This window comes from Thermogemmatispora argillosa (assembly GCF_059696725.1).
In genome coordinates this window covers 3,823,733-3,848,360 of record NZ_AP019377.1, presented here as the reverse complement: position 1 = coordinate 3,848,360, position 24,628 = coordinate 3,823,733, and the positions used below count along the sequence as shown (strand labels likewise).

General features: G+C 59.1%; 13 protein-coding genes. 7 read left to right on the top strand and 6 right to left on the bottom strand.

The window, feature by feature from the left end; all coding sequences use genetic code 11:
- Positions 1–77 precede the first annotated feature (77 nt).
- From AC6H1L_RS14940 to AC6H1L_RS14930, 3 genes are all read left to right on the top strand, one after another.
- Positions 78–2,036 carry a baseplate J/gp47 family protein gene (locus AC6H1L_RS14940; protein WP_497598285.1) on the top strand — a complete coding sequence of 653 codons (1,959 nt, stop codon included), beginning with the start codon at positions 78–80 and terminating at the stop codon, positions 2,034–2,036.
- A 203-nt stretch (positions 2,037–2,239) separates the two neighbouring features.
- Positions 2,240–2,914 (top strand): SRPBCC family protein, encoded by a 675-nt coding sequence (locus AC6H1L_RS14935; RefSeq protein ID WP_497598284.1) that lies wholly within the window; start codon positions 2,240–2,242, stop codon positions 2,912–2,914.
- An 851-nt stretch (positions 2,915–3,765) separates the two neighbouring features.
- Positions 3,766–5,025 (top strand): DegT/DnrJ/EryC1/StrS family aminotransferase, encoded by a 1,260-nt coding sequence (locus AC6H1L_RS14930; protein WP_497598283.1) that lies wholly within the window; start codon positions 3,766–3,768, stop codon positions 5,023–5,025.
- A 108-nt stretch (positions 5,026–5,133) separates the two neighbouring features.
- On the opposite strand, the gene AC6H1L_RS14925 is transcribed toward AC6H1L_RS14930, so the two are convergent.
- The 4 genes from AC6H1L_RS14925 to AC6H1L_RS14910 form a co-directional block, all read right to left on the bottom strand.
- Positions 5,134–5,544 (bottom strand): response regulator, encoded by a 411-nt coding sequence (locus AC6H1L_RS14925; protein WP_497598282.1) that lies wholly within the window; start codon positions 5,542–5,544, stop codon positions 5,134–5,136.
- A gap of 455 nt (positions 5,545–5,999) precedes the next feature.
- Positions 6,000–7,040 (bottom strand): sigma-70 family RNA polymerase sigma factor, encoded by a 1,041-nt coding sequence (locus tag AC6H1L_RS14920; RefSeq protein ID WP_497598281.1) that lies wholly within the window; start codon positions 7,038–7,040, stop codon positions 6,000–6,002.
- 82 nt (positions 7,041–7,122) lie between these two features.
- The gene (locus tag AC6H1L_RS14915; protein WP_497598280.1) at positions 7,123–8,043 is read right to left on the bottom strand and encodes a PP2C family protein-serine/threonine phosphatase; all 921 of its coding nucleotides are present in this window, start codon (positions 8,041–8,043) and stop codon (positions 7,123–7,125) included.
- 40 nt (positions 8,044–8,083) lie between these two features.
- Positions 8,084–8,305, bottom strand: a complete 222-nt coding sequence (locus tag AC6H1L_RS14910) for a hypothetical protein (RefSeq protein WP_497598279.1) — start codon at positions 8,303–8,305, stop codon at positions 8,084–8,086.
- Between the two features lie 827 nt (positions 8,306–9,132).
- Here AC6H1L_RS14910 and AC6H1L_RS14905 point away from each other — a divergent pair.
- The 3 genes from AC6H1L_RS14905 (at position 9,133) to AC6H1L_RS14895 (ending at position 19,560) form a co-directional block, all read left to right on the top strand.
- Positions 9,133–13,269 (top strand): DUF6788 family protein, encoded by a 4,137-nt coding sequence (locus AC6H1L_RS14905; protein ID WP_497598278.1) that lies wholly within the window; start codon positions 9,133–9,135, stop codon positions 13,267–13,269.
- A 381-nt stretch (positions 13,270–13,650) separates the two neighbouring features.
- Positions 13,651–13,818, top strand: coding sequence for a hypothetical protein (locus AC6H1L_RS14900; RefSeq protein WP_497598277.1), 168 nt, complete (start codon positions 13,651–13,653; stop codon positions 13,816–13,818).
- 1,590 nt (positions 13,819–15,408) lie between these two features.
- Positions 15,409–19,560, top strand: a complete 4,152-nt coding sequence (locus tag AC6H1L_RS14895) for a DUF6788 family protein (RefSeq protein ID WP_497598276.1) — start codon at positions 15,409–15,411, stop codon at positions 19,558–19,560.
- 93 nt (positions 19,561–19,653) lie between these two features.
- Here the strand turns inward: AC6H1L_RS14895 and AC6H1L_RS14890 are convergent, their stop codons facing one another.
- A complete protein-coding gene (locus tag AC6H1L_RS14890) occupies positions 19,654–20,883 on the bottom strand; it encodes a protein kinase domain-containing protein (RefSeq protein WP_497598275.1) in 1,230 nt (409 codons plus the stop codon).
- 570 nt (positions 20,884–21,453) lie between these two features.
- Entirely contained in the window at positions 21,454–23,130 is a 1,677-nt protein-coding gene (locus AC6H1L_RS14885; RefSeq protein ID WP_497598274.1) for an NAD(P)/FAD-dependent oxidoreductase, read from the bottom strand.
- 938 nt (positions 23,131–24,068) lie between these two features.
- On the opposite strand from AC6H1L_RS14885, the gene AC6H1L_RS14880 reads away from it, so the two are divergent.
- Positions 24,069–24,566 (top strand): hypothetical protein, encoded by a 498-nt coding sequence (locus AC6H1L_RS14880; protein WP_497598273.1) that lies wholly within the window; start codon positions 24,069–24,071, stop codon positions 24,564–24,566.
- Positions 24,567–24,628: the final 62 nt, after the last annotated feature.

Sequence of the window (24,628 nt, the reverse complement as noted above, 5' to 3'; positions counted from 1 at the left end):
CAAGCGTTCAATCTCATAATCCAGGCAGTGAGCTACACGAGTCAGCGGCGGCCTTCGAAGAGAGCAAGGAGGCGCGAATGGCGAAAAACCACAACTCTCGTGAGCAGCCTCGCTCAGAAGTACTACATAGTCAGGCTATTAGCATCATCGAGGTGCGGCCCGAGGATACGCGACAGAGCGTGCTCACCGCCATCATGACGCAAGAGAAGTTAGGGCGCTGGCAAACGGTGCTGATTCTGCCCGCAGAGAATAAGGCCTTCTATCGTAAGGTTGACTTCGAGGGGCTGCGACAGCTTCAGCGCGAGCTGCATACTCAGCTTGTCATCATCGCGCCTCCAGACTCGAAAGTGGCTGCTTATGCCCGCCAGCAACGCTTACCTGTCTTTTCTTCGCTGGAACAGTACGCCGCCACTCAGCGGCCACCGTTTGCGCCGGCTGAAGAGGCCTCTTCAGCCGAAGCCGAGCGCTCGGCTTCGGCCCCCGAGCCTGCCAGTCGCACTGGTGGAGAAGCGAGCGCAGGCACTCCGCCAGGTCCCCCCACAGCACTGGCCCGCATTAGCGACGCTGAGCAGGAGAGCGCTACAGCGCCCGAGCGCTCCGCTCCCTCTCCCGGGCCAACTGGCGCCCTTCCTCCCTTGCTGCCCGCGCTCAGGCCGCGCCTGCTTCCTCCTCTCACACGCCTGAATCGAGCTGCCCGCAGTTCCTTTGCCAGTAAACGCGCCTGGTTGCTGTTCGGCATCGTCATCGGACTGCTCCTACTCGCCAGTTTAACGCTGATTCCTTTGACTCAGCTTTTTAGCGGGGCGGCGGTGGCTGCCAGCGTGATCATTACGCCCGAGACGCGCGATCTCAAGCAGATCTATACACTGAGTGCGCAGCCAGGCCTGCCAGCTAATGCCGCCCGGCACCAGATTAGTGCGCGTTTTCTGGCTTCGCCAGAATTGCGCCAAAGCCGCCAGGTGCCAGCCAGTGGGCACGGCGTTACGCCAGCGACGCGAGCGGAGGGCATCCTGACGTTCTATAACGCTTTGCCGCTGCCCCAAAGCGTTCCCAAAGGCACCATCCTGAGCGACCCAAGCGGCGTACAAGTCGTTACCGATCAGACCGCTTTCTTGCCAGCCGCTGCCCCCCCGTTAGAGTCCAGCGCCAGCGTTCCAGCCCATGCTTTACAGCCCGGAAGTAAAGGGAACCTTCCAGCCTTTGCTTTCCGCGCCTCCCCCTGCTGCGCTAATGGCATCACGGTCCAAAATCCGCTGGCTTTCAGCGGCGGTGCTGATCCTCAGCCCTATACCTATGTCCAGCAAAGCGACATTGATCAGGCCAGCACTGCCCTTCAGACTCCCTTAACTGCTGAGGCGCAGCGCGCTCTCCAGGCCCAAGCGACGGCGAATGAGCGCTTTGTGGGTACGGTGCAATGCCCGGCTTTGACGAGTGCTAACCAGCAGGCCGGTGACCGCGCCGCCAGCGTCACTGTTACCGTGACTGTCATCTGCAGCGGCGAGGTCTACGATCAGGTAGGGGCCCGTGTTCTTGCCGCGAGCTTGCTGACCAACGATGCCGCGCGGAGCCCTGGGCCGGCTTATAGCCTGGTGGGGCAGATCATCACCAGCGTGGTTTCAGTTGTCCCCAATCCGCGTCAGCCAGGCCTGCTGACCGTGCATGTGCAGGCAGAAGGCATCTGGGCCTACCGTCTTGATGATCAGGAGCGTCTACGGTTGGCCAATCTGATCAAAGGAAAGACCAGGGATCAGGCCCTGACCTTGTTGAAACGGCAGGCTGGTATCCATAGCGCCTCTATCGTGCTTAGTGGCCCCGGCTCGCGCCTGCCCGATAATGCCGCCGCGATCACCATCCGTGTAGCCAGTGCTGTTGGGCTGAAAGGTTCGCCGCTACCAACGGCTTCAGTCAGTTCGGGTCTGGCTCAACCCTCGACGACTCCCCAGACTCTCCAACCCCTCGGCAGCAGCACCCCCTCAGTAGCGCCGTCTCCTCTCCCGACAGCTACCCCAGCACCAGGCGCGTCGAGCCTTCCCTAGGGCGGCCAGGTCGCCCGGCCCGACCTTTGGCCTGCTCGCTCGTCTCAGCCCCTCTCTCCCTCACACAGGCCCCTCTGCCTATTTATCGGCATATCTACACTTGCTTGTCATAGGGCGTATCCATACTGAGAGCAGGAGAGAAGTGACGGATCAGCATATATACTTGCTAGAAGACGATATAGATCAGGAAAGGAGTGCATTTTGTGAGTAGAATTATCGTTCAGAGCGAAAAGGTTATTCCGGGTAGGCCGGAAGATATCTATGCTATTCTGGCCGACTATAAGGGACGGCACCCCCAGATTCTGCCGGCCAATTTCCAGGATTACCGTGTTGAGCAGGGGGCCCAGGGCGAGGGCACAGTGATCAGCTTTCGCCTGCGTGCTGGCGGACGAGAACGCCTCTACCGGATGCGCGTCAGCGAGCCGGTACGGGGACAGACATTGACGGAGAGCGATCTGAATTCCTCGCTGGTCACCACCTGGACTGTCACCCCAATAGCCGACGGGCAGCGTAGCCAGGTGCGCATCGCTACTATGTGGGAGGGTGGCAGCGGCCTTGGCGGCTTCTTTGAGCGTGTTTTCGCTCCCTTGGGCCTGCGACGTATCTACAGCCAGACGCTGGCAGCGCTGGCTGCTCTGGTTGAGGGCCGTCCCCCCGAGGAGCGCCGCGCCTTTAGCCCGATCCTGCTCCTGCCAGCACTGGCGCTGATCATGGCCCTGCCGTTGATCATCCGATTACTGCAGCAACGTCGCCAGCGTGGGAGGCCGCCAGCTCGCATCGTTCCGGCCAGCAGGCTGCAAGAGGTCCGCGCTCGGGTCCGTGAGGCTCGCAAGCAGGCCGAACGGGCCTGGCCTCGCCTGCGCTCGCTTCGAGCCTAGGTAGCTAGATGTGGCTACGGCTCCGGCGAGCTTCAGCGCCAGTGAGCATGCGAGGCGTCAGCATCTTGATTCCGCTGGCGCCTCACTGGCCTGCTGCCACCCTCATTTCGCCGCTTGCCGCTTGACAATTTCCTCTTCAGTCGCTATCCTCCCAAGAGAAATAGCAGTAGAAAAGCATAAACAAGCGAGCTTTGTTAAAAAGAAGAGGAATCGGCTTCTGCAAGAGAAAAACGGCTCGCTTGCTTTGAGGGCAAGTCGCTCTCGCTCTGGTAGCACTGCCGAAGGCTGCTAGCTTGCTGTCAGGAGATCGTGAGCATGCAGGCTTCTTCTATCAGTCTAGCGATCTTCCGCCTGACAGGCTGGGAGGGGAGAAACGAGTCAGCTAAGGGGAGCAGTGTGGTATTCGACGTGTGAAGAGGGAAAGAGCCGGCCTGGTTGATCAGATCAGCCCAGGCGCGATACTACGGCTACGGCTGGCACGAAGAGACGGGAGACTACCAGTGCTCAGCTCAGCCGCTGGCGGGAAGCGGTGCCTTGTCCTGCGTCTTGTCCCTGGCTCTTTGGACCAGACGCCCTGATCAGTCTGGACAGCTTTCTGCTGCCCAAGATAGAGCCTCCTGCCCCGGATTTGCCTCCCTTGCCCGCAGCGGCTCAAACATCTGTGCCCCGGTTGCACGCTTTGCACCCCCTAACCTCGATATCCTTTCATCGATAACCTGGTAGAAATCACAAGGCATGCGACTATAAATCATGATAGGCTATCGTTACGACGGAAACACTTATCTTGAAGCAAGCGAATATCGCGTCCACCGCGGCCTCAGTTGGAGACCGCGCAGCAAGGAGGCATTGCCATGAGTCGGTCAGCATCTTACGGTAGTGCAGCAGCAGCCCCCAGCGAGGTCCGGCCTTTGATCCCTGCACAGGGCAACGGGCGCCGTCTGCAGCAACGCTTGACCGCCCTTCAGCAGGAGGTGGCCGAAGTGGTCGAGGAGGCAGTGGAGAGCGGCAGTCACACCAATGGACCTCGGGTACGGGCGCTGGAAGAGGCCTTTAAGGCTTATCTGCAGGTAGCCGATGCCATCGCTGTGAATAGCGGCAGCTCTGCCCTGCGAGCCGCCTGTGAACTGCTACGCCTTCCGCCCGGCAGTGAGATCATTGTCCCGGCCTACACCTTCATTATGACCGCCTACTCGGTCAATGACGCCTTCGCCTTTGACCCTCAGAGCGGTACTCTCACTAAGGGTGGTCTGATCCCCGTCTTTGTAGACATCGATCCACAGACTTATACGATTGACCCGGCGAGCGTCAGGGAGGCTCTCAGCGAGCGGACTGCTGCGCTTATTGCCGTTCATATGCTTGGGCAGATGGCCGATATGCGCCCGCTGTTGGAGCTAGCTGATGAGCATCGGCTCTTTGTGATCGAGGATGCCGCTCAGGCCCACGGCGCGACCTATTGTGATCCCCGAACCCACCATATTTACTACGCGGGGAGCATGGGCGACTGTGGCTGCTTTTCCCTGAGTGATGTGAAAAACATTGGCTCGATGGGCAGCGATGCAGGTCTGCTCACCTTAACCACACGCCTCGGTTCTCGCTTGCCTTTCCTCTCGGCTGAGGCCCGCGCCTGGCGCAACACCGGTCGCCTCGGTCGGCACCGCTATGAGCATCAGACCTGGGGCATCCGGGCCCGCATGGACGAGTATTCAGCGGCGGAATGCCTGGCTCAATTGCGCTATCTTGATAGCTGGGTGGCCCGTCGCCAACAGATTGCCGCACGCTATAGCGCTGCTTTGGCCGGTACTTCGTTCACCGCGCCTTACATTGCCCCTGGTCGACGCCACGCCTTTTTCAACTATATGGTGAAAGCGCCCACGCTGGAAGCTCGCCACCTGTTAGAGTCCCGTCTCCGCGCGGCGGGTATCCAGGTTGCCGACACCTACAGCGTGGTGCCAGACCAGCCGCTGTACCGTCAGGGCCAGCTTCCCTGCCGTGTCGTGACTACCGAGCGCGCCCGCGAGGTCGCGCGCTTACTGGTGGCTATCCCTTGCTATCCCGAACTGCGGGAGGAGGAAATCGCTCGCATCGAGGAGGTATTAAGCCGCTGCCCTTAAACGCTTCCCTGCCAGGGCCTTCCAAGGCGAGGATAGGAGCCGCGCCGGCAGCAAGGTTCGTTTCTGCCTCTCCCGCCGTCTCTCCTTGCACCGACGCTGGCTCCTTCTTCATTCAACAAGGGCGGCTGGTTGTCCAGAAGGTTCACTTTCCCCCAGGTGCGTCTTGATGACTGCTAGCAGCTCGTCTGTCCGAAAGGGCTTGGTGAGATAAGCGCTGGCACCCGCCAGGCGTCCTTTAAGGCGATCGAGGACGCTATCGTAGCCGGAGAGCATGATGATCACAGGACGGCGCGGGTGACGAGTCTTGAGGATCTGGGCAATGCGGTAGCCGCTTAGATGCGGTAGAGCAATATCCAGGAGCACGAGATCGGGGAGGAGATCACGTTGCTTTGCGAGCGTGCGGATGGCCTCTACGCCATCGGCATAGGTAAGGCACTCGATGCCCTGGCGTCGCAGGCATACCTCGACGATCTTGCGCACCGGCAATGAGTCGTCGATCACCATGACAAGCTTGCCCATCGTGACCTGCTCTTTCTTCTAGAGAAAACGAGTCCTGATCGCTGCTCCGCCAGTCCTGAGCTGAGCGATCCGGCCCTCGTTGGTCAACAATACAAGCTGGTTACTATCCCTCTCATTTTGCTGGCCACCAGCGAGAGACGGCGCTGCTCGTGGCTTCTCATCTTACACGATAGCCCACCCTGAGAGAGGTGCAGGCGCTTTCGCTTGTATGCCTGGCCTGTCTGTGCGGTTGGGTCGATGTCCGGCTCTAGAGTACGCAATAAGTTGTTTCTTGTCTATCTGTTTGCCTTCTTGTCTCCTGCTGTTCGCTTCCCAGCCCCCTAGCTTGCCAGCGATAACCTGCTCTTGTTCATTGGAGAGGCAGGCGCGTGGCCAGGAGAGGTGCCAGGGTCTGGGCCTCCCGGTCGCACGCGCTTGTGGCTGACCATAGATAGTTTGCTCCGTGTGGTTGTGCACTAAGGTACAAGGAACTCTTCAAGCATACGCTTGCGACAAGGCTCGGCCAGTTTGCGCAGGGCTTTTGCCTCCGCCTGCCTGATGGCTTCGTGAGTGACCCCTAGTTTGCGCCCGACCTCTTTAAGGGAGTGCTCGCGTGCTCCCTGGAGACCATAGCGCAGGCAAATAATGCGCCGTTCATTGGGGCTGAGGCTCTGAAGTACCTCCTTGATATGGGCTTCCAGCATCTGGCGAATCACCACTTGCTCGGGCGAGTAGGCTATGTCGTCCTCAATGGTGTCCCGAAATGGGATCTCGTCTTCTGAGCCGGTGGCCGGTGAATCAAGGCTGAGGGTCTCTTCGCTGGCCTGCAGCAGGGCAATCACCTGCCGCTCCGGAAGGTCCAGTTCTTCGGCCAGGTCCTCAGTGGTGGGGTCGCGCTCCAGATCTTGCTGCAAGCGCTGGCGCACCTGGGTCAGACGCTTCAGCTCTTCGCGCTTGTAGAGGGGCACGCGAATGGTATGCGCTTGTTTGGCCAGCGCGTGTGACATGGCTCGCTTGATCCACCAGGTGGCATAGGTACTAAACTTGTAGCCCCGGCGGTAGTCAAATTTCTCAATGGCATGAATGAGGCCAATGTTGCCTTCCTGGACCAGATCCATGAGATCCATTCCCAGACCCACGTAGCGACGCGCAATGCTGACAACCAGACGCAGATTGGATTCGATGAGTTGCCGCTTGGCTTCCTCGCCCTGAGCGAGAATGGAGGGATCAGGGTGGGCCTTTTTGCGTTCCTCGCGCGCACGTTCCATCTGCCGTGCCAGAGCCGTCACTTCTTCGGCGGAGAGCTGCCGCGTACGCCCAATCTCGTGTTTGTACATCTGGCGCGAATCTCGCAGGCAGAGGATGTCTTGTTCTGGTTGCAGGGATGTCTTGTCATCCGTAATATCAAAGGCCCGCCCCAGATAGCGCGGTTGCCAGCGCAGTTCCTCATCATCAGCCGGTCCGGCCCCGATGACAACACAGGTGGTGGATGGGGTCTTTGGCAAGACACTGACCATGTGTATGAACCTCTCTTTCCTCCGTATCAGCTTGAGAAATAACCTGGTAATGAATAGGTGCAGAAGTCTATTTAGATAGCGATCAGGCGATTATGGGCGCCACGTGCATGACGATCGCGCTGATGTTGTCAAGCCCGCCGCTGTCGAGGGCTGCGGTCACTAAGCGGTTGCAGATTTCGGTCGAGGACAGGCCGGGCTGACAGATGATCGCCAGCAACTGGGCATCGTGTACCGCCTCCCATAGCCCATCAGAGCAGAGCAGTAAGCGATCATCAACCTGGAGGCCAAGCTTGTAGCAGTCGACGTCGACAGTGGCTTTACCGCCAAGTCCGCGATAGAGTTGACGGCGCTCGGGATGATGAGCGGCTTCCTCTGGCGTGAGGACTGCGGTCTCTGCCATGCGTGCCGCCAGTGAGTGATCGCGGGTGATCTGTACGAGTCCCTCGCGCTCCCGGTAGCGGTAGGCCCGGCTGTTGCCAACGTTGGCAATATAGGCTGTTAGTTCGATGATGAGCGCTACTGTCAGCGTCGTCATCATATATGTGCATGCTTCTATGCTGCGCAGATAGACGACCTGGTTAGCGCGTCTGACCCCTTCGACGAGCAGTTGTGGTAGTTGCTCTTCGTTGAGTTGGCGGGAGCCTGTCAGGCCAAGAAGCACGAACTGCAGCAGAGTTTGAATGGCCAGGCGGCTGGCTTCCACATCGCAGACACGGTTACCCAGACTCAGGCCATCGGCTACCACAAAGAGGCCGAAGGGGAGCAAGCGCTCATTGCAAATACAGGTTCCTTGCAGTGCCACCAGGTGATCGCCGTTTGAGCTGAGGCGCCGGCCCTCGCCCTGATGCCAGGCGGTGCCCACCTCCAGGCGCAGTGGCAAGTCGCGTTGCCAGCGGCGCACTGGCGGTCTGCGTCGAGCGAGCTGGCGCTTCAGCAGGCCGGGGAGAGCTTGCAGGTCTGGCAACAAAGGCGCCTCGTGCTTCGACTGTAACTGCTCTTTCATAGTCAGCGTCCACGCCTCCTCATGCGAGCGCTTGTCCCTTCTAGCCCACTACCTGGACGTAGAGGGTATACATCAGTTGCATGGCTTGCTCCTCGCCTATTTGGCCCGCGAGTCGCTGCTGACAATGTCCAAGATAGTCCATTCGCCGCCGAATGAATTCATGGCGGGCGGTACCCAGAGCCAGGCCGTAAAGACCACGCTGCATGGCCTCTAGCTCTCGCTGGATTTGCGATCGCAGCCGTGCAACCTCGCTCTCGCACATGGGCTGTCTTCCTCCTTGCTGCCTGCGCCAGGGGCGCAGAAGAACACATGGACGACGAGGACCTTACTGACACTGGGCAGTATACCGACCGGCAGTTTTCTCTACCTCCTCAGTATCTTCCTGGTGAGTTATTGCTCTCTCGCTCGTTCTTACTGACTGAGAAGAGGATAATCCACGCGGAGGTCGATGTAGCGCCATGCTCGCGAGGTCCCTGGGAGAAAGAGCGCACGCTATGAGTTACTTCGACAGGCGTCCCAGAATCGCGTGATGCCTGCCTTGCAATTGGGTAATGCAGGTCCCTGCAGAGGATGATGCAGACCCCAGGCTTCCGCTCCTTGATGGGAGCAGAGCTGGTCGTGGGCGAAGAGGGGGCGGCTCTCGTAGAAGATGCGCTCCAGCTCTGTCTTATACCAGTCTTATGTAAAGAGCGTGGACCCGACCAGTGATCCTCGACCGACAGAGCGCCTGCTCATTCATCCACTGTCCGCGCTGGGCCTGACCGGCCCAGCGTTGTCGGTTGGGCCTGGGTTGCCTGGCCTGTCGCTCGCTTCCGGCTACAAGTGCGATGATTGGAAGCTTGCACCACAGTGGCGCTTGGCTCTTTGAAGGCTGGCCAGGCGCTAACGTTGAGAGGTGAAGACAGCGAGAGAGGTGCGCGATCCTTTTCACTCGTTTCTGCTGCCAGCTTGCGCACAATTGGGTATAAGGTATAATGAGGGAAGTTAACCAAAGGTCCTCCAGGCTCCTTTAGCGCAGTTCAGCCTATTTCTATCTCCAGTAAAGTGCATGCCAGAAGCAGGTAGGAACCGCTGTTAGGGGATCATCACATGAGCACAAAAGTGACCTACCATCAACAAATCAGCTTCTGCGGCAAGCCGCGCTGTCGCAAATGCAATATGGGCATTGGACACGGCCCCTACTGGTATGCCTACAAGACAGTGAACGGTCGCACGACGCGCACCTATATCGGGAAGACGTTGCCGCCCGATGTCCAGCCGGAGCAGATCCAGACGTGGATTGCGGGGCGTCCCGCCCAGGATGATGATCCGGCGCTGCTTCGCGTATCTATGCTCGGGCGCTTTGAGCTTGAGCGTCGGGTGGGGCGCAACTGGCAGACTGTTGAAGATGCCCGCTGGCATCACCAGCGTCAGCGCCAGCTTCTGGCCCTTCTGTTGCTTAGTCCGGGCCGCAAGCTGGGTCGGGAGCAGATTATGGAAGCCCTCTGGCCAGGCCTTGACCCCGAGACGGCTGCCGCACGGCTTGATCGTACGGTTTACTCGCTCCGTCGAATTTTAGAGCCTGCGCTTCCACGGGCCTCGATTTCGCACTTGCTCCGCACGGAACATGAGGGGCTGGCGTTGGCTGATCAGCACGAGATCTGGACGGATAGTGATGCTTTTGAGTTGCTGCTGATGCAGGCCCATGAGGAGCAGCGCTCGGCTTCCGAGCGGGAGCATCTGCTTGAGGAGGCGGTGGCGCTCTATGCTAATGATCTGCTTCCCGAGATGTCAGATGTGCCTTGGGTGGTGCCGCGCCGTGATATGCTGCGTCGCCATTGGATGGGTGCGTTGCTGGAGCTGGCTGATCTGCGTTTGGCACGCGAGGCCTACGCCGCTGTGATTGAGCCAATGGACCGGTTGTTAGCTGCTGATGATACGAATGAGGCCGCCGTGCAGCGTCTGATTATCGCTTTGACGGCGCAGGGCCGTCGGGCTGAGGCGATGCGTGTCTATCACCGCCTGGTCGAGGCGCTGCGGCGGGCGCATGACATTGAGCCTTTGGCTGAAACGCGCCGGCTTTATGAGGAGGTGCGTCGTGGCTCGGTCAATGTCAGGGGGCTTCCGCCGGTGCCGCTGACATCGTTGCTGGAGGTGGAAGGGCGTGGCCAGGAGGGACGCGATGGGCGCTCGCAGGTGCAGGTGGGACGCCAGCATCAGAGTCCGCTCGTGGGTCGCAAGGAGGAGCTGGAGACGCTACGTACGGTGATGCAGACCTGTGAGCAGCAGCGCCGCGTCCGTCTGGGAAACCGTCGGCGCGCGCTCCTTTCGCCGTTTGATCAGCCGCGTCAGCCGCAGTGTGTGCTGCTGGCAGGTGAGGCGGGCATTGGGAAGACGCGTCTGGCGGAGGAGGTGGGGCGTGAGGCTCAGCAACGCGGTTGGGTGATTGCCTGGAGCCGTGTCTATGCCCAAGAAAGCAGTGTGCCGTATCGCCCCTGGACAGAAGTGCTGCGCAATGCCCAGAGTCGTGGTCTTTGGCAGATCCAGGAGATTAGTCATCGCCCCTTGCTTTATCAACCTCTCAGTATTCTCCTCCCCGAGCTGAACGCTTTGCCCCATGTCGAGTTTGTTAATCCCCTTTCGCCCGAGGATGAGCAGCGCCGTCTCTGGGAGGCAACGCTTGATCTGTTGACGATGATCAGCGAGCGCACGCCTCTGTTAATCGTGCTGGATGATATGCATTGGGCTGATCCCAGTAGCTGCGAGTTGCTGGCCTATCTGGTGCGGCACCTGCAGCAGCGGGCGATGATGGTTATTGCGACCTACCGCGATACGGAGTTGCCGGAGGATCATCCTTTGCGGACGTTGCTGCCTCATTTGCAGCGCGAGCAGGTGGCTTTGCGGCTGGAGGTTGAGCCGCTGAGTGAGGAGCAGATTGCTTCGCTGGTGGCGCATTTGCCGGAGCCGCTGGTGCACTATATTCAGAAGCAAGCGGGAGGTAATCCGTTTTTCGCCGAGGAGCTGGCGCGGACGTTGGCGGGTGCGAGTCCAGAGGTAGTGCAGCAGTTGTTGACGGAAATGAGGGGCAAGGGCCGCGAGCAGGAGTTAGCGCGGACGATGCCGTTGCCGGAGACGATCGCTGCCGTGCTCGATTTGCGCTTGCGTCGTCTGAGTCCGGCCTGCCAGCGGCTTCTGAGCAACGCTTCGATCCTGGAGGGAGCTTTTGAGTTTGGCGAGGTGTTGCAGCTAGAGCAACTGGGCGGTAGCTCTATCGACGAAGCAACCTTGCTCGATTTGTTGGAGGAGGCGCTGCGTGAGGGGGTCCTTGTTGAGGAAGGGGCGGGAACGCGTATCAGTTATCATTTCTGGCATCCGTTGCTGGGTCTGCATCTCTATCAGCGCTTGTCGGGGGCGCGACGGACGAGTCTGCATCGGCGGGCGGCGCAGGTGTTGGAGCGCAAGTATGCGGGGCGTGAGGCCGAGGGTGCGGCGACGATTACGCAGCATTTGGTGAAGGGTGGTGGCGAGGCAGCGGCGATTACGCGCTACGCCGAGTTGGCGGGTGATCATGCTTATGCGCTGTCGTCCTATGGGGAGGCTGAGTACTATTATCGCCTGGCGATCCAGTATTTGCAGGAGTCTCAGGGGCGTCCGCTGGCGGCCTGGAGTCAGGAGGAGCGCCTCCATCTGGCGGATTTGTATGAGTTGTTGGCCTATTCGCTGCGTGTGCAGGGCAAGTCTGAGGAGGCTCGCCGCTTCTATGAGCGCTTGTTAGAGGTGCGCAATTATCAGCGCCAGCCGGCGACGCCTGAGGAGGCTCTCTATGAGGCTCAGTATCAGGCTATGATCTGGGTCGAGATCGGCTGGACATGGTACGATGCCAGCGATACAGAGGAGGCCACTCGCTGCTGTGAGCGAAGCGCGCAAATCCTCCGCGAAGCCCGCATTGAGAAAAGTCCCGCCTGGGCTAGTATTTATCGCCAGCAGAGCTATATAGCCTGGCAGATGGGGAATTATCAGCTTGCTATTCAAGCCGCAAACCATGCCTTAGACCTATTTCGGCAGAAACTAGAGCACCCGGCTATTCGGCTTCCTCTTGATAAACCTCTCAGAGGGACTAACATTAACTCTAGTCTTATGGGCGACCAAGTGGACATAGCTTTAACGCATCGGTTGTTGGGATCTATTGCAATTACTATCGGTAAGTTAAAGGAAGCTCTTTATCATTTAAATATATCTTTAACAATATTTGAGAAATATAGTTGTTTTAGAGATATCGCGGCAACATGCTGTAATATTGGCCATACATACTTGACCATTGGACAATATAAATCGGCTCAGGCAGCCTTCCGTCGAGCACTGATGCTCGCCGAAAGGCTGGGGAATAACCAGCTCAGGGCAGTCACCACTAGTAACCTGGGCCTCTTGGCCGTACGTTTAGGGGACCTGGAGAGGGCAGAAATGGAGCTTAAGAAGGGCCTGGAGCTCGCAAGAAACACTAGTGATAAGGTCTATCTTTGCCTTTGGAACGCTTTTTTAGCAGTAATCCTACAAAGGAGGTCTAAAATTAGGGATGCACTGTCAGCTATCCGCAAGGCTTTTTCTCTTGCTAGATCTATTAATCTTATACCTTTTATGGGTTTCGTACTTGTATCTCTTGCAAGAATGCGATTAACCCATGCCACGCTAGTGCTGGGTGTCGACACTCTTACTGAGCAGCAAGTAGCACCTAATAGTACAGATTACAACAAATACATAAAATGTCTAATGAAAGCCCAAAAACTTCTAGAACGCGCTTTATCCCTTGATGAGTTAGATTCGGAGACACGCAACGAAGGGCAGCTTATACTAGCGGAAGTCCTCTTCCTCCTCGGTGATCGAGAGGAAGCCAAGACACTTATTGAAAAGTTACTGCAGGAGATCAGTGAAGAGGAATCTGTATGGGAATTCGCCAAAGCACAATTTATTAAGGGAATCATATCCTTAACTTCTTTGACAGAAAAATCTTTTGAAGATCATATTAAACAATCATTAGATATTTTCCTTCGAAGAGATATGATACTAGAATATGCTAGCTCTCTCTACACTCTTGGCACGCTCCTACTTAGGAGTTTTCAAGGCCCTAGTAGAGAAAGGCAGAGGGGTATAAGCTATTTAAACGACGCCTGCAGTATCTTCGAGAAATGCCACGCTACCCTCGATCAGCAAGCAGCGGAGAGAGTACTGCATCGCCTTGGCCGAGTTTAATTGGTAAATGACTAGGTCATACACATGCAAATGTGCATGCACTAAGACTGACAACAGAGGCATATTTCCATACATCCAAAAGGTATGATATGCCCCTCCTTCATCCTCCAAGTTACTTGCCCTACCACACAGATGAAAACTCAAAGCACCTTCTCCCCGCTCTCGATTATCATATAAGTAAACAAGTGAAGCAAGGCTCTAGCAGCTACTAGCCATCAGAAATGATAGTGTGCTGCTTGCTTACTACGATAGTCTTTAGGTATTCAAAGTAATCGGAGGTGTTTCAATACACTTTTCCAGAAGAGCATGAAACATAGATGCTAGATCCAGTTAACCAGATTTAGCTTTTTGTCACGTCACACGCCCCGAAGGAGGAGACTCATGAGCATCACACTACAAAAGAAGCAGCTGATCACTATCCTTTTGGTGTTGGCACTGGTAGTAGCCATCGCAGTTAGTCTAGCAATGCTTGTCAGCAACCATGCATTCATGCATATCTTGACGACCGCGGGCAGTGTCCCTAACTTCCTGTGGCGTAGCAGCCCTTGATCACCTGAGATGGCTCTCTGGGCTAGAGAGCCATCTGATCAGGCCACAAGCGGCGTTGCTTTGCAGCGTCGCTGAAGGGTTGCCCAGCTTGAGACACGCTGGTCCTGCTGCTGGCATGGCCCTGGGGTGATCTGGCCAGCGACTGCGAGCTAGCGGCGCCGCCGGGTGGTAGCCCCACCCAGCGAGCCATAGCCCTGACAGCTTCGGTCACCCTGGCAGGATCTCCCACAACGGGAGCACCAGCCAGCACTGCCCATAGCCCACACGGGCCCTAACAACCCTTGCCTGAGAGGGCGGGGAAGCGACCAGGTGAAGACCTCACAACCGGTCGCTCACACCTCGCCCCTCAGAGTAACGTCCCTGAGAAAGGAAGCGGCTGATGTCTCACTTCGACTAATCAGCGCACCTTTACCTTATCGTAGACACGGCGAGCTAGCTCAGGCTCCGGCAGGGCGCCAAAGCCAGCGAGCCGCCACATACTACGGCACCTGCCCGTAGTACCACGCAGGCTCACAGGCGCACCGGCCACACCTGCCTGGCCCGCCTGTCGATACAACGGGGTCGGTCAGCCTCCCCCGGTCTTGAACCCCTCGAAACCGCAGCGCTGACCGACCCTTTCTTCTCGTCAAAGTCCCTACCGCACATCTCCAATGACCTGAACCTCAACCACAGAGAACTCCTCATCTTTGGCTGGCACACCTTTCCACCCTATAGCAAGCTTCGCCTGACAGATCACACCTCATGAGCTATAATAAAAAACGCCGGTTACTCGCATGAGGAGATTGACCTCCACGCCGCTTACTAGCGGTCGTAGCCGTCAGTCAAGTTGAAGCACCGATATTTATCGGGTAATCTTAGCTGTGATTAACTACTCCCTACGCTTCAAGGTGCGGGCTTCTTGGAACACACAGGGAAGGGTAAGTCATGGCGGGTCCGTCCCGCCTGCGCCCTTTGGCCACACCCAAGCTGCAGCCCTGTCTACCATCAGTGAGCAGGCACAGCCAGTTCAACAGATGAGACCGGAGCGGCCAGGCCTAACCAAAGGCCAGGTAGCGGCTCTGCCTCATCCTTTTGACGCTTAAACAGGGTGCCCTATGCGCCAGGCAAGTCAGGCTAGTTGACGAGGGAGCAGCAGAGCACATGCGAGTAGTAACAATGGGGCCAGATAACCCACTCAGGGACCTGTGCCACGATTGCATAACGCCTGCAGCACTCCCCTATTCTCCTGCCCAGCTCGCCAGAGCAGCGCAGGCGCGGGATGGTCTCATGCTGCCAGCAAGCAGCCAGCCGTATCAGCTACCCCTAACCATCAGCCAGCGCCATCCCCGCAAGCCTGCTTGCGGGCCTGCCTGTCCAGGCAGGCTCTGCCAGGCCCCGCCAGAACCTGCGCAGCCGCTAGCTGGCCCCTGTCTGGAAGAGGAGCCTGTAGGCTACCTTGTTGTCCCTAGTCTTACTATCAATCGCATCAATCGAAACAGCACAGCGACGCTTGCTGATCGTACTTTTCCCAGTAGGCCATCCGAGACTGCTGGCCACCTCTATCATCCAGACCTCAGCAGCAAGCTTGCGTAGCGGCAAGGAGTGCGCGCGATGAACAGTAAGGTCACCTATTATCGTCAATATAGTTTCTGTGGCAAACCACAATGTAAAAAATGTCGCGAAGGGCGTGGACATGGACCTTACTGGTACGCCTATCGCAGCGAGGGTGGCCATGCCACACGTACCTACATTGGCCGCACGCTGCCACCCGAAGCTCTGGCCCAGACTGAGCAACAGGAGATTGTGGCAGGTTTAGCTGGTCAGCCTCCCCTGCGACGCCTCTACTTGCTCGGTAGCTTCCGTCTGGAACGGCCAGCCGACGAACAGCGAGCCACTCGACGCGGCGGTCGCCCGACCCTGCAACCCACCGGTCGCGCCCTCCTGGCCCTCCTCATCTGCAGTCCAGCCCGTCAGCTTCCACGGCACCAGGCCCTGATCACACTCTGGCCCGACCTTGCTCCCTCCGAGGCCAACCGGCGCTTCGAACGTGCAGTTGCCAATCTACGCTATTGGCTTGTCAGCGCTCTCTCAACAGCTCTTCCTTCCAATACACCCTCTTCGGCTCCCGCGCTGCTTCAGGAGAGCGAGGGAACGCTCAGCCTGGCAGGACAGCAGACCCTCTGGATCGATGCCGATGCCTTCGAGGAAATGCTTTTTCGCGCCTCCGAGTGTAGCGACGAACCGCTCCGCGAAAGCCTGCTCGATGAGGCCCTACGCCTCTACAAAGGAGACCTGCTCGCCGGCTGGGCCGTCCCGCCTTATCCCGCCCAGCTCGCCAGAAGGCGCGAAGCCCTGCGCAGGAGCTGGCGGCAGGCTCTGCTGACTCTGGTCGATCTACGCCTTGCCCGCGATAACCTCACTGGTGCCCTGCCGCTGCTCGAACGCCTCCTGGCTACCAGCCCCGGCGATGAAGAGGCCCTCTCCCTGACCATGTACTGCCTGGCAGCCCTGCGCCGCCGCAGCGAGGCCATTCGCCTTTATCAGCAGTTCCTCGCTTCCCTTCAAGGAGCACCCTCAGAGTCTCTTCAGGCCCTCTACCAGGCTATTTGTGCCAACCACTCCCTCTCTCGGCCACGGCCCGCACCCGCTACGCAGCAGCCGAGCCAGCCAGCTCCCGCCCGAGAGAGCGCCTCCGCCTCCCAAATCGGGCGCGCTCACCGCAGCCCTCTCGTCGGACGCGACCAGGAGCTCAGCCTCTTACGGCAACTCTTAATCACCACTGAGCAGCTCGCTTCCACCACACTGGAGCGGCTAACCTCCGCCACCGCCGGCACCGGCACCAATCGCAATGGCGCCACTGCCACCCTGTCCCCGACAACGCAGCGCCAACCGCAGTACGCTGTCCTGGTTGCCGCCCCCGGTCTCGGCAAAACTCGCCTTGCTGAAGAACTCAGCCGCGAGGCCCTGCAACGCCAGTGGACCGTTATTTGGAGCCGCGTCTACGAGCAAGAGAGCACCATCCCTTACCGGCTCTGGATCGAGCCACTGCGGAGTATCACGGCACACGACTTCTGGTTCACACAGGAGATTCGACAACATCCCGACCTCTACGCGCCCCTGGGGGCAATCCTGCCGGAACTCTACGAGATCCTGCCGCCCCCCTTGCCGCTGCCGCCAGAGCAGGAACAGCAGCGCCTCAAAGAGGCCTTGCAAGAACTGCTCACGCGTGTCAGCAGACGGGTTCCCCTCCTGCTCGTGCTGGACGATCTACACTGGGCCGACGCCAGTAGCTGCGAGTTGCTCGGCTACCTGGTGCGCCGTCTCGCCGGTCATCCGGTGCTCTTCATCGGCACCTGTCGCGATAGCGATCTGGCCGCTAATACTATGCTCCAAACCCTTATTGCCCATTTGCAGCGCGAGCACGGCGTGATCACGCTGGATCTGCCACCGCTCACCGATGAGCAGATCGCCCAGATCGTCAGCCATATGCCGCCAGCCGCCCTGCGCTTTATCCAATCGCACGCCGCTGGTAATCCCTTTTTCGCCGAGGAGCTGGCCCGCAGTATTGAGATGCAACTCCTCTCCCCCACTGAAGGCAGCTTCCAGGCGAGCCTGCAACGCCTGCCCGAGACGATCACCGCCGTCCTCGATATGCGTCTCAACCGGCTCAGTCGTCACTGCCGCCGCCTGCTCAGCGACGCCGCTATTCTCGGCGGCTCCTTCGAGTTTGAAGCCCTCTGCGCTCTGGAAGCCAGCGACCCACAGCCGTTCGATGAAGAACGCGTTCTTGATCTGCTAGATGAGGCCCTGCAGGCTGGCGTTCTCACTGAGACAAGCAGCGGTAGCCATATTAGCTACCACTTCTGGCATCCCTTGCTGGCAAGCCATCTATACGAGAGCATGTCAGCTATGAAGCGCGTTCTACTCCACCGGCGCGCCGCAGAGATCCTGCGCCGCCTCTATGCTGGCCATGAAGAGAAAGGGGCCGCAATGATTACTTATCATCTGGTGGCCGGCGGGGGCCATCCAGAGCAAATCATTCACTACGCTTCGCTGGCAGCCGAAGCCGCTTATGCCCTCTCTGCCTACACCGAGGCGGCCCGCCTCTATCGGATCGCAGTTGAACATTTTCCTCAGCTCGGCGGCCCCACCATGTCCGACAATGGCCCGTCCGTCCTTCCCTATGATCGCCGCGCTTATCTTCTGGGGAGACTGGCCGAATGCATCCGTATCCAGGGCCATTACGCTGAGGCCTGCCAGCTCTATCAGCGTGCCTTAGATGTTGCACAGGAAGGCCGGGGCACTAGCCAGAGCGACCCCCTCTATCAAACTCAGCTTGAGGCGCGTCTGCTTACCGAAATTGGCCGCACCTGGTTCTACATGAGCGATTTCGCCCGAGCACACGACTACTGCGACCGGGCTGCCGCCAGACTGCGCGCCGCTGGCGTCGAAGATGGCATGGCCTGGGCCACCCTGCGCTATCTGCGCGGCTATATCTATAACGATGAGGGCCGCTATAGCGAAGCACGCCAGGAGGGACAAGAGGCGCTCCGGCTTTTCGAGGCGCTCTACGCGCGCAGCTTCCCGACGCGCTCGCCAGTCTCGCCCCCGGCCAGCAGCGAAGAAAGGCCAGCCGCCCTAGAAAGCCGACCGGCAGCTCCCTTGATCAGCGGTGACCCCATCGGCCTGGCCCGCACCCACCGCTTTTTAAGCACATTGGAGATCAACACCGGACGCCATGAGCAGGCTCTGCAGCATCTGCAAGTCGCTCTCCAGCTCGCCGAAGAACTCGGCCATAAGCGCGAAATCGCCCACATTTGTTGCAACATCGGCCATGTGCTGCTCCACCGCGCCGCCCATCAGGAAGCTCTCGCTTACTGTCGGCGCTCCCTGGAGCTGGCCGATGAAGTGGGGGACCTGCCGCTGATGGCCGTGGTTTTCAGCAACCTGGGCATTCTCGCCGAACGCACAGGTGACCTCAGCGACGCTGAGCGCCATCTCAGACAGGCGATCGCCCAAGGCGAGCAAGGAAAAGACCAGGTCTATTTGAGCTACTGGAACGGCTACTTGTCCAGCATTCTGCAGGCCCGCGGTCAGCTGAGCGAGGCCGCCCAGGCCCTCTATCAGGCCCTGACCATCGGACGCTCCATCAAAAGCAGTCCCTGCGTCAGCTCAGCCCTGGTCGCCCTGGCTCGCCTGCGCCTTGACCAGGCCCGTCTTTTGCAGGCCAGCCTCTCCCAGGAGAGTAGCGCCAAGCCCCAGCAACACGAGACAGACAAGCAAATTCAACGTCTGCTACGACGAGCCTGCGCCGCTCTGAAGCTCGCTCTAGCCCAGCCAGGCATCACCGCCGATGTCGAAGCTCAGGGGAAAGTGACTCTCGCTGAGGTCAATTTCTTACTCGGTGAGCACCATCACGCGCAGCTCCAGGCTCAGGCCATCCTCGAACAGGCCCGGGCTGCAGACATGATCATCGTGCAGGGCGAGGCCCTGGCCTTGCTCGCCCGTATTCTTGCCCGCGCAGATACCAGCGAGGCCCATAGACGCGCAGAGCACTACTTTGAAGCGGCCTTGCAAATCTTCCAGGAGCGAGGCATGCGGCTCTACTACGCCCGCACACTCGCCGCCTACGCGCAGATGCTCCTGCAGCATCGCCCTACACGCCAGGCCGAGGCCCTCAACTATCAACGCGAGGCCGCGGCTATCCTCAACGATTGCGGAGCTACCCTCGATGTATTACAACTTGGAGAGCTGCCGGCCTGAGTGGCTGCCTGGTAGATCAGCAGCAGCCACTCTACTCAGGACAACGGAAAGGAGGCCCGGCTCCGCACTCCAAGTCGGGCCTCATGCTTCCTATCAAAACCAGCCACGCGCCAGCGCAATGGTTAGCGCCAGTGAGAGAAACAAGGTGAACGCCCAAAGCAGCACGCGCCGATAATCATTGCTATCTGGCAAAGGTGGCAGCTCCTCGGGAGCAGGCAACAGCGACGCCTCACGCTGGAAAGGGTCAGAAGCTACAAGCGATTGCAGCAGGGGATGGTCTCGAAGCGGGTCCTCAGAGGTATCCGTTAGCGGCTCCGTCGTAGGAGCAGGCGCAGAGGAGGAACGCGACTCAGAACCCGCTGGCTGGGGAGAGGGCGAGAAGGATTCCGCAACCTGAATCGGGGCCGGTGCCTGCGTCGTCCGTTCCATGAGCGCCTGACGTAGCTGAGCAGGATGTTGATAGCGCTGCGACAGATCTGGCCGTAAACCCTGTCCCGAGTAAAGGCCTCTGCTTAAAATCGCCTCCAGCCCCGGACTGAGCGCCGGATTCAATTGACGAGCAGGCGGAATACGCCCCTGATTCCTGAGCGGCGGGCAGCCAGTCAGCAGGTGATAGGCCGTAGCTAACAAGGCATAGAGATCAATGCGGGTATCGATGACGCCGTGACTTAGCTCAGGCGCAGTATAGGGCGAGAGCTGTGAACGCGCCATGCCCGTCACGAACTGCGTAGCCCCCGAGGCCAGCATGACTGAGAACCCCGTGAGCACATAGTGCGCACGCGCACGACCAGCGATAATGTACTCAGGCCGGATCAGCCCATGAACGATAGGCGGTGTCTGGCTGGCGAGAAACTCCAGGATATCCACCATTTGTAGACAGCACTCGACCACCTCCTGCTCACTGAGAGGACGCCCGCGCCGGCGCAGACGAAGTAGTAAGGACTCACCTTCAGTGTGCTCGAAGACAAAGAAATCGCGCTCCGCCTCTGAGAAGACATCGAGCAAGGTGGGAATTTGAGTATGGCGCCCCGCAGTATGGAGCGCAGCAGCCGCCGAACGCACTAATGCGCCCTGCAGGCGGCGATCTTCACGCGGTAGCACAAACTCACAGATACGAACCGGCGCCCCACCACGGCGGGTATCGTTGGCCAGCCAAAACGCCTCGTAAGCTCCTGCTAACCATTCATGGCGCCCCTGGCATTCGCCCAGGCGATAGCGTCCACCCTGCAACAGCTCTCCCGCGCGCAGCGCTTTTACTCCCCCGCCAGCGCGCTCCTGACCGTGTAACGGCCCATCCGTACGACGCTGATCATCCAGCGTCACAGGCTCCCTGCGACCCTTGCTCTCCCGCCCCTGCCAGGACCGCTGTCGCTGAGGGCCCGGCGTCGGCGCCTGGCGAGGCGCCCCCTCACTAACCAACACCGGCGGAACGGATGGCTGTTGTCCCTCAGAGAAGGGAGTCACTCGCGGAATATTCAAGCGCGGCGCCTTGACCTGAGGCTCCGTGTGCCAACGGGGCTGCCCCTGGCCTATCCGGCGAGCCGCTTCGCCTCCATCACCGCCATCGGCCCCTGATAGCCCAAAGCCACACCTTAGACAGGCTTGCCTCTCCCCATCCCACTGAGCATGACAACGCGGACACAGCATACAGATCATCCTCCCCTGATGTATGGATGTTTCAGCGACCGATCCCTGACCAGCGCGCGACGGCTTCGCCAGACCCTCGCGCGGATGGCCAGCTCACTCAGGGCAGCCAGCCCTAGCTAGCGCTCGCTAGCTAGGGCCAGTGGACTGATCGACCAGCCGGCCATTCCGGCCTCTCCCAGTCAACTTGAAAAGAAGGATTGCATCGCTCCAGAGAGTAGCAAGCCCACACCTGACGCTCAGGCCAGGCTACTGATAACACCGCACCGGATGCGGGTTTGGTTGGGGCCAGGAGGTCGGTAACGCCAGCCGCTGCGACAACGGCTCAAGCTCAGGCCTCCAGGCGTACACATCAGCAAGAGCTTCAGCACTGGCAGCATTGCCCACATCGGCAGCTTGCTGCCCAGGGATCAATCTCCGTAGTGGCTCAGTTTGGGGCCTCCTTCTTGATACGCTTCCCTGCAGGAAGGGTTCACCGCCCTGAGACGGCTGCTGCCATCCCACTGCCGCAGCCGTTGTGCCTGGCGGAGGAGACAGAGGAGGCGCACACCGGGAGGTCGCCAATGTACGCTCCGCCAGCCGCCCGGGCGCCGTTAGGGTATAGAGCTTAGACGAGCGAAGCTGTGCAAAGTAGGCGCGCGCATCAAAGGTACCTCGGAGCAGCGCATCCTGGATCGCCGTCACCGGCAGCGCCTCATCGATGAGGCGCTTGATCGCCAAAGCATCAGGCTGGGCCCTCCCCAAAGCGAGATAGCCAATGAGACGCTCACCCGCTAGCACCAGGCGAGAGTAGCTCTGCTTCCCATGCCGCGTCAGCACTCTCACTTCCGCCGCCTCCGCTAAAGGAGCGCCAACGGCCAGGATCGAGAGCGAACCTAGACGCGTCGCCTGCCAGGGAGCGCCGATCACCTCGCTGACATGGGTCGCCAGCCGCCCCGTCATGGTCGCCGCTGCCGTTCGTCCCTGAAGGACAGCCGCATGCCAGGACGGCTGCGAGCGATAGGAGCCGCAGAGAGGATGCCACCAGGCCGCTACATCGCCCGCGGCCAGGATGGCCGGGACACTGGTGCAGAGCCGCTCATCGACAAGGATGCCTTGCTCCGCCTCATAGACCAGTGGCAGCGTGGAGCGCGTCGCCAGATCAAGCGCGGGGCGCGTTCCTGTGCAGATCAACGCTAGCTGGGCCGGAACGACACGTCCGTCAGCCGTGGCAACCGCTGCTAATTCCCCCACGCTCCCCAGAAAGCCTATCACCTCGCTTTCCAGATGAATTAGCGCCCCCGCCTGCTCCACGTGCCGCAGCACAAGCTCAGCCGCAGCCCGGTTGAGCAGGCGCGGCAAACAGTAGGAACCGCGAATAAACCAGTGAACGCGCTTGCCGATGTGCAAGAGGCTCATGACAGTTTCGGCTCCATGCACACCGCCACCGATCACCGCCACCTCGCGGACCTCCCGTAGCCGGCGCCTGACATCCAGATAGTCGGGTAGACGATGCAGCGTCAGAACGCCATCTAGCGCAGCACCAGGCAGATCCTTCGGTAGCCCACGGGCAACGCTCCCCGTCGCCAGTAGCAGTACTCCATAGTGGATTATTCCCCCACGGGCGATATGCAGCCGCCGCTCAAGCGCGTCGATCCCCTCAACTCGCGCTACTCCTACCTTGATCCCCCGCGCCTGCTCTGTCCCCTCGGGATAGGCCAGCAACTGCTTCCGGTTGACCTTGCCAGTGAGAATCTGGCGCAATGCCGGTGTGTGAATCGTTGGATAGCACTGCTCCGTCAGAACCAGAATCGTGGCTTCAGGCGCCAAACGACGAGCCTCAATGGCAGCTGTCAGGCCGGCGATCCCATTCCCTACGATGACGATGTCCGCACTGGCTTCTATACGCGCATCGCCGAACCAGGCCGGCAGGGCGGTCTTCTGCATGGTTGAAGCGCACCTTTCCTATGAAGTGAAAGTTTTTCGTTTTCTCAGAGCTACTATCTCTCTTGCCTCATATATCACAAGCAATAGGAACCTTCCACTACTTGCTTGTGGGATCAATAGAACCGAGCTAGTAGGAATGGAAGAGTAAATGTGAGGTATAGAGGCCTGAAGAGAGATAGCTCTCTCTTGAGAGACTAGCTGTGTTCCGGCTCTGAATAGCTGATACCGAAAGGAGTATGGAACAGAATCCGGCAATTTGCTGGCAGAATAGGGGGTGAATAGCCAGAATATCCCATACGTGGCGCCCGCCATCCTCCCCTGATGGACCAACGGCCATGTTATTCTGGCAAGAGACGCAGAAAAGCCAATTCAGGTATTGATTTTTGGGTGATTATCTGGTACTGTAAAATATGGAAGGAGCGAAATATATCAGACATTGAATATCTTTGTGTTTCTTTGTATAGTGCCTATCGAAGCAGGTGATGTTTGCTACGGCGCAGGCCGGCGCCTCGGTGCGCTGGCTTAGTCACAGCAATGGTGCTGCCCAGAGCCAATTTGATTGTCACGCCGCTCGCTCGTCATCTGTAGAGAGCAGCGACCAAAAGCATGAGTGCTTGAGAGAAAGCACAGAGAGGAAAGGAGCGTTCTTTTATTGCACAAGTATAGCTTTTGAGCAGCGCAGTATCTGCTGCTGCCTGAGTAGCAGCCATTTCGCCAGCCGGCACAGCAGCGAGCGCCAGCGGAAGAGGGGTCCGCGGCCCGGCGACGAACTGCGCTGGCCTTGACGCGGGAAGAGGGGAAAGGCCCGGGCGCTCCGCTCCATGAACAACCAGGCCGTCAAAAGCCATAGCAGGCCTCCGGCTTGGCGCGGGTTCACTTCGGGTTCTGCAGTCGGTCTATCATCGGTCAGCAGCTATCTCATCCAGAAGGAGCGTGCCATGCAAAAAACCTCTCTGCGCATGACCAAAGCATCCCCGCGTCCCCTGCAAGAAGCAGCAGCCGAGATACGCCATTTCTCGCTGCGCGATTTGCTCCCTCCCCATCACTTACTTGCCCTCAACTTAACACTAGGCACCCTCGCCCAGCTCGCCTGTGAAGAGGGGCTGCCTCGCCTCATCGCTGAACAGCAATTCACCAATAGCGAAATCTGCGTGTTGCTGCCCTTACTTGAGGCCTACCCACATTACTGCCCCTACGAAGTTCTGCTGGCCAGCTTTATTAATGGCCACATCACCGACGCTGAGGTAGAGCGCTGTCGGCGGCGCCTGAGCCTGGCCCAGGCTGAAGGGGTGTGGGATCAGGAGATGCGCCCAGTACGCAATGTGCTGTCGCGCACGCGCATGAAGCTCTACGCCTTTGGCATTGATATCTTTTCCATCCTGGAAACCGGCTATGTGCTGATGCGCCGAACGCGCCAGCGTCCCAGCAGCAGTTAGGCTAACCTAAACGCACGCGAGAGCGCCTTCTCCCACCTGGTCACGATCCCACTGGCCTGGGC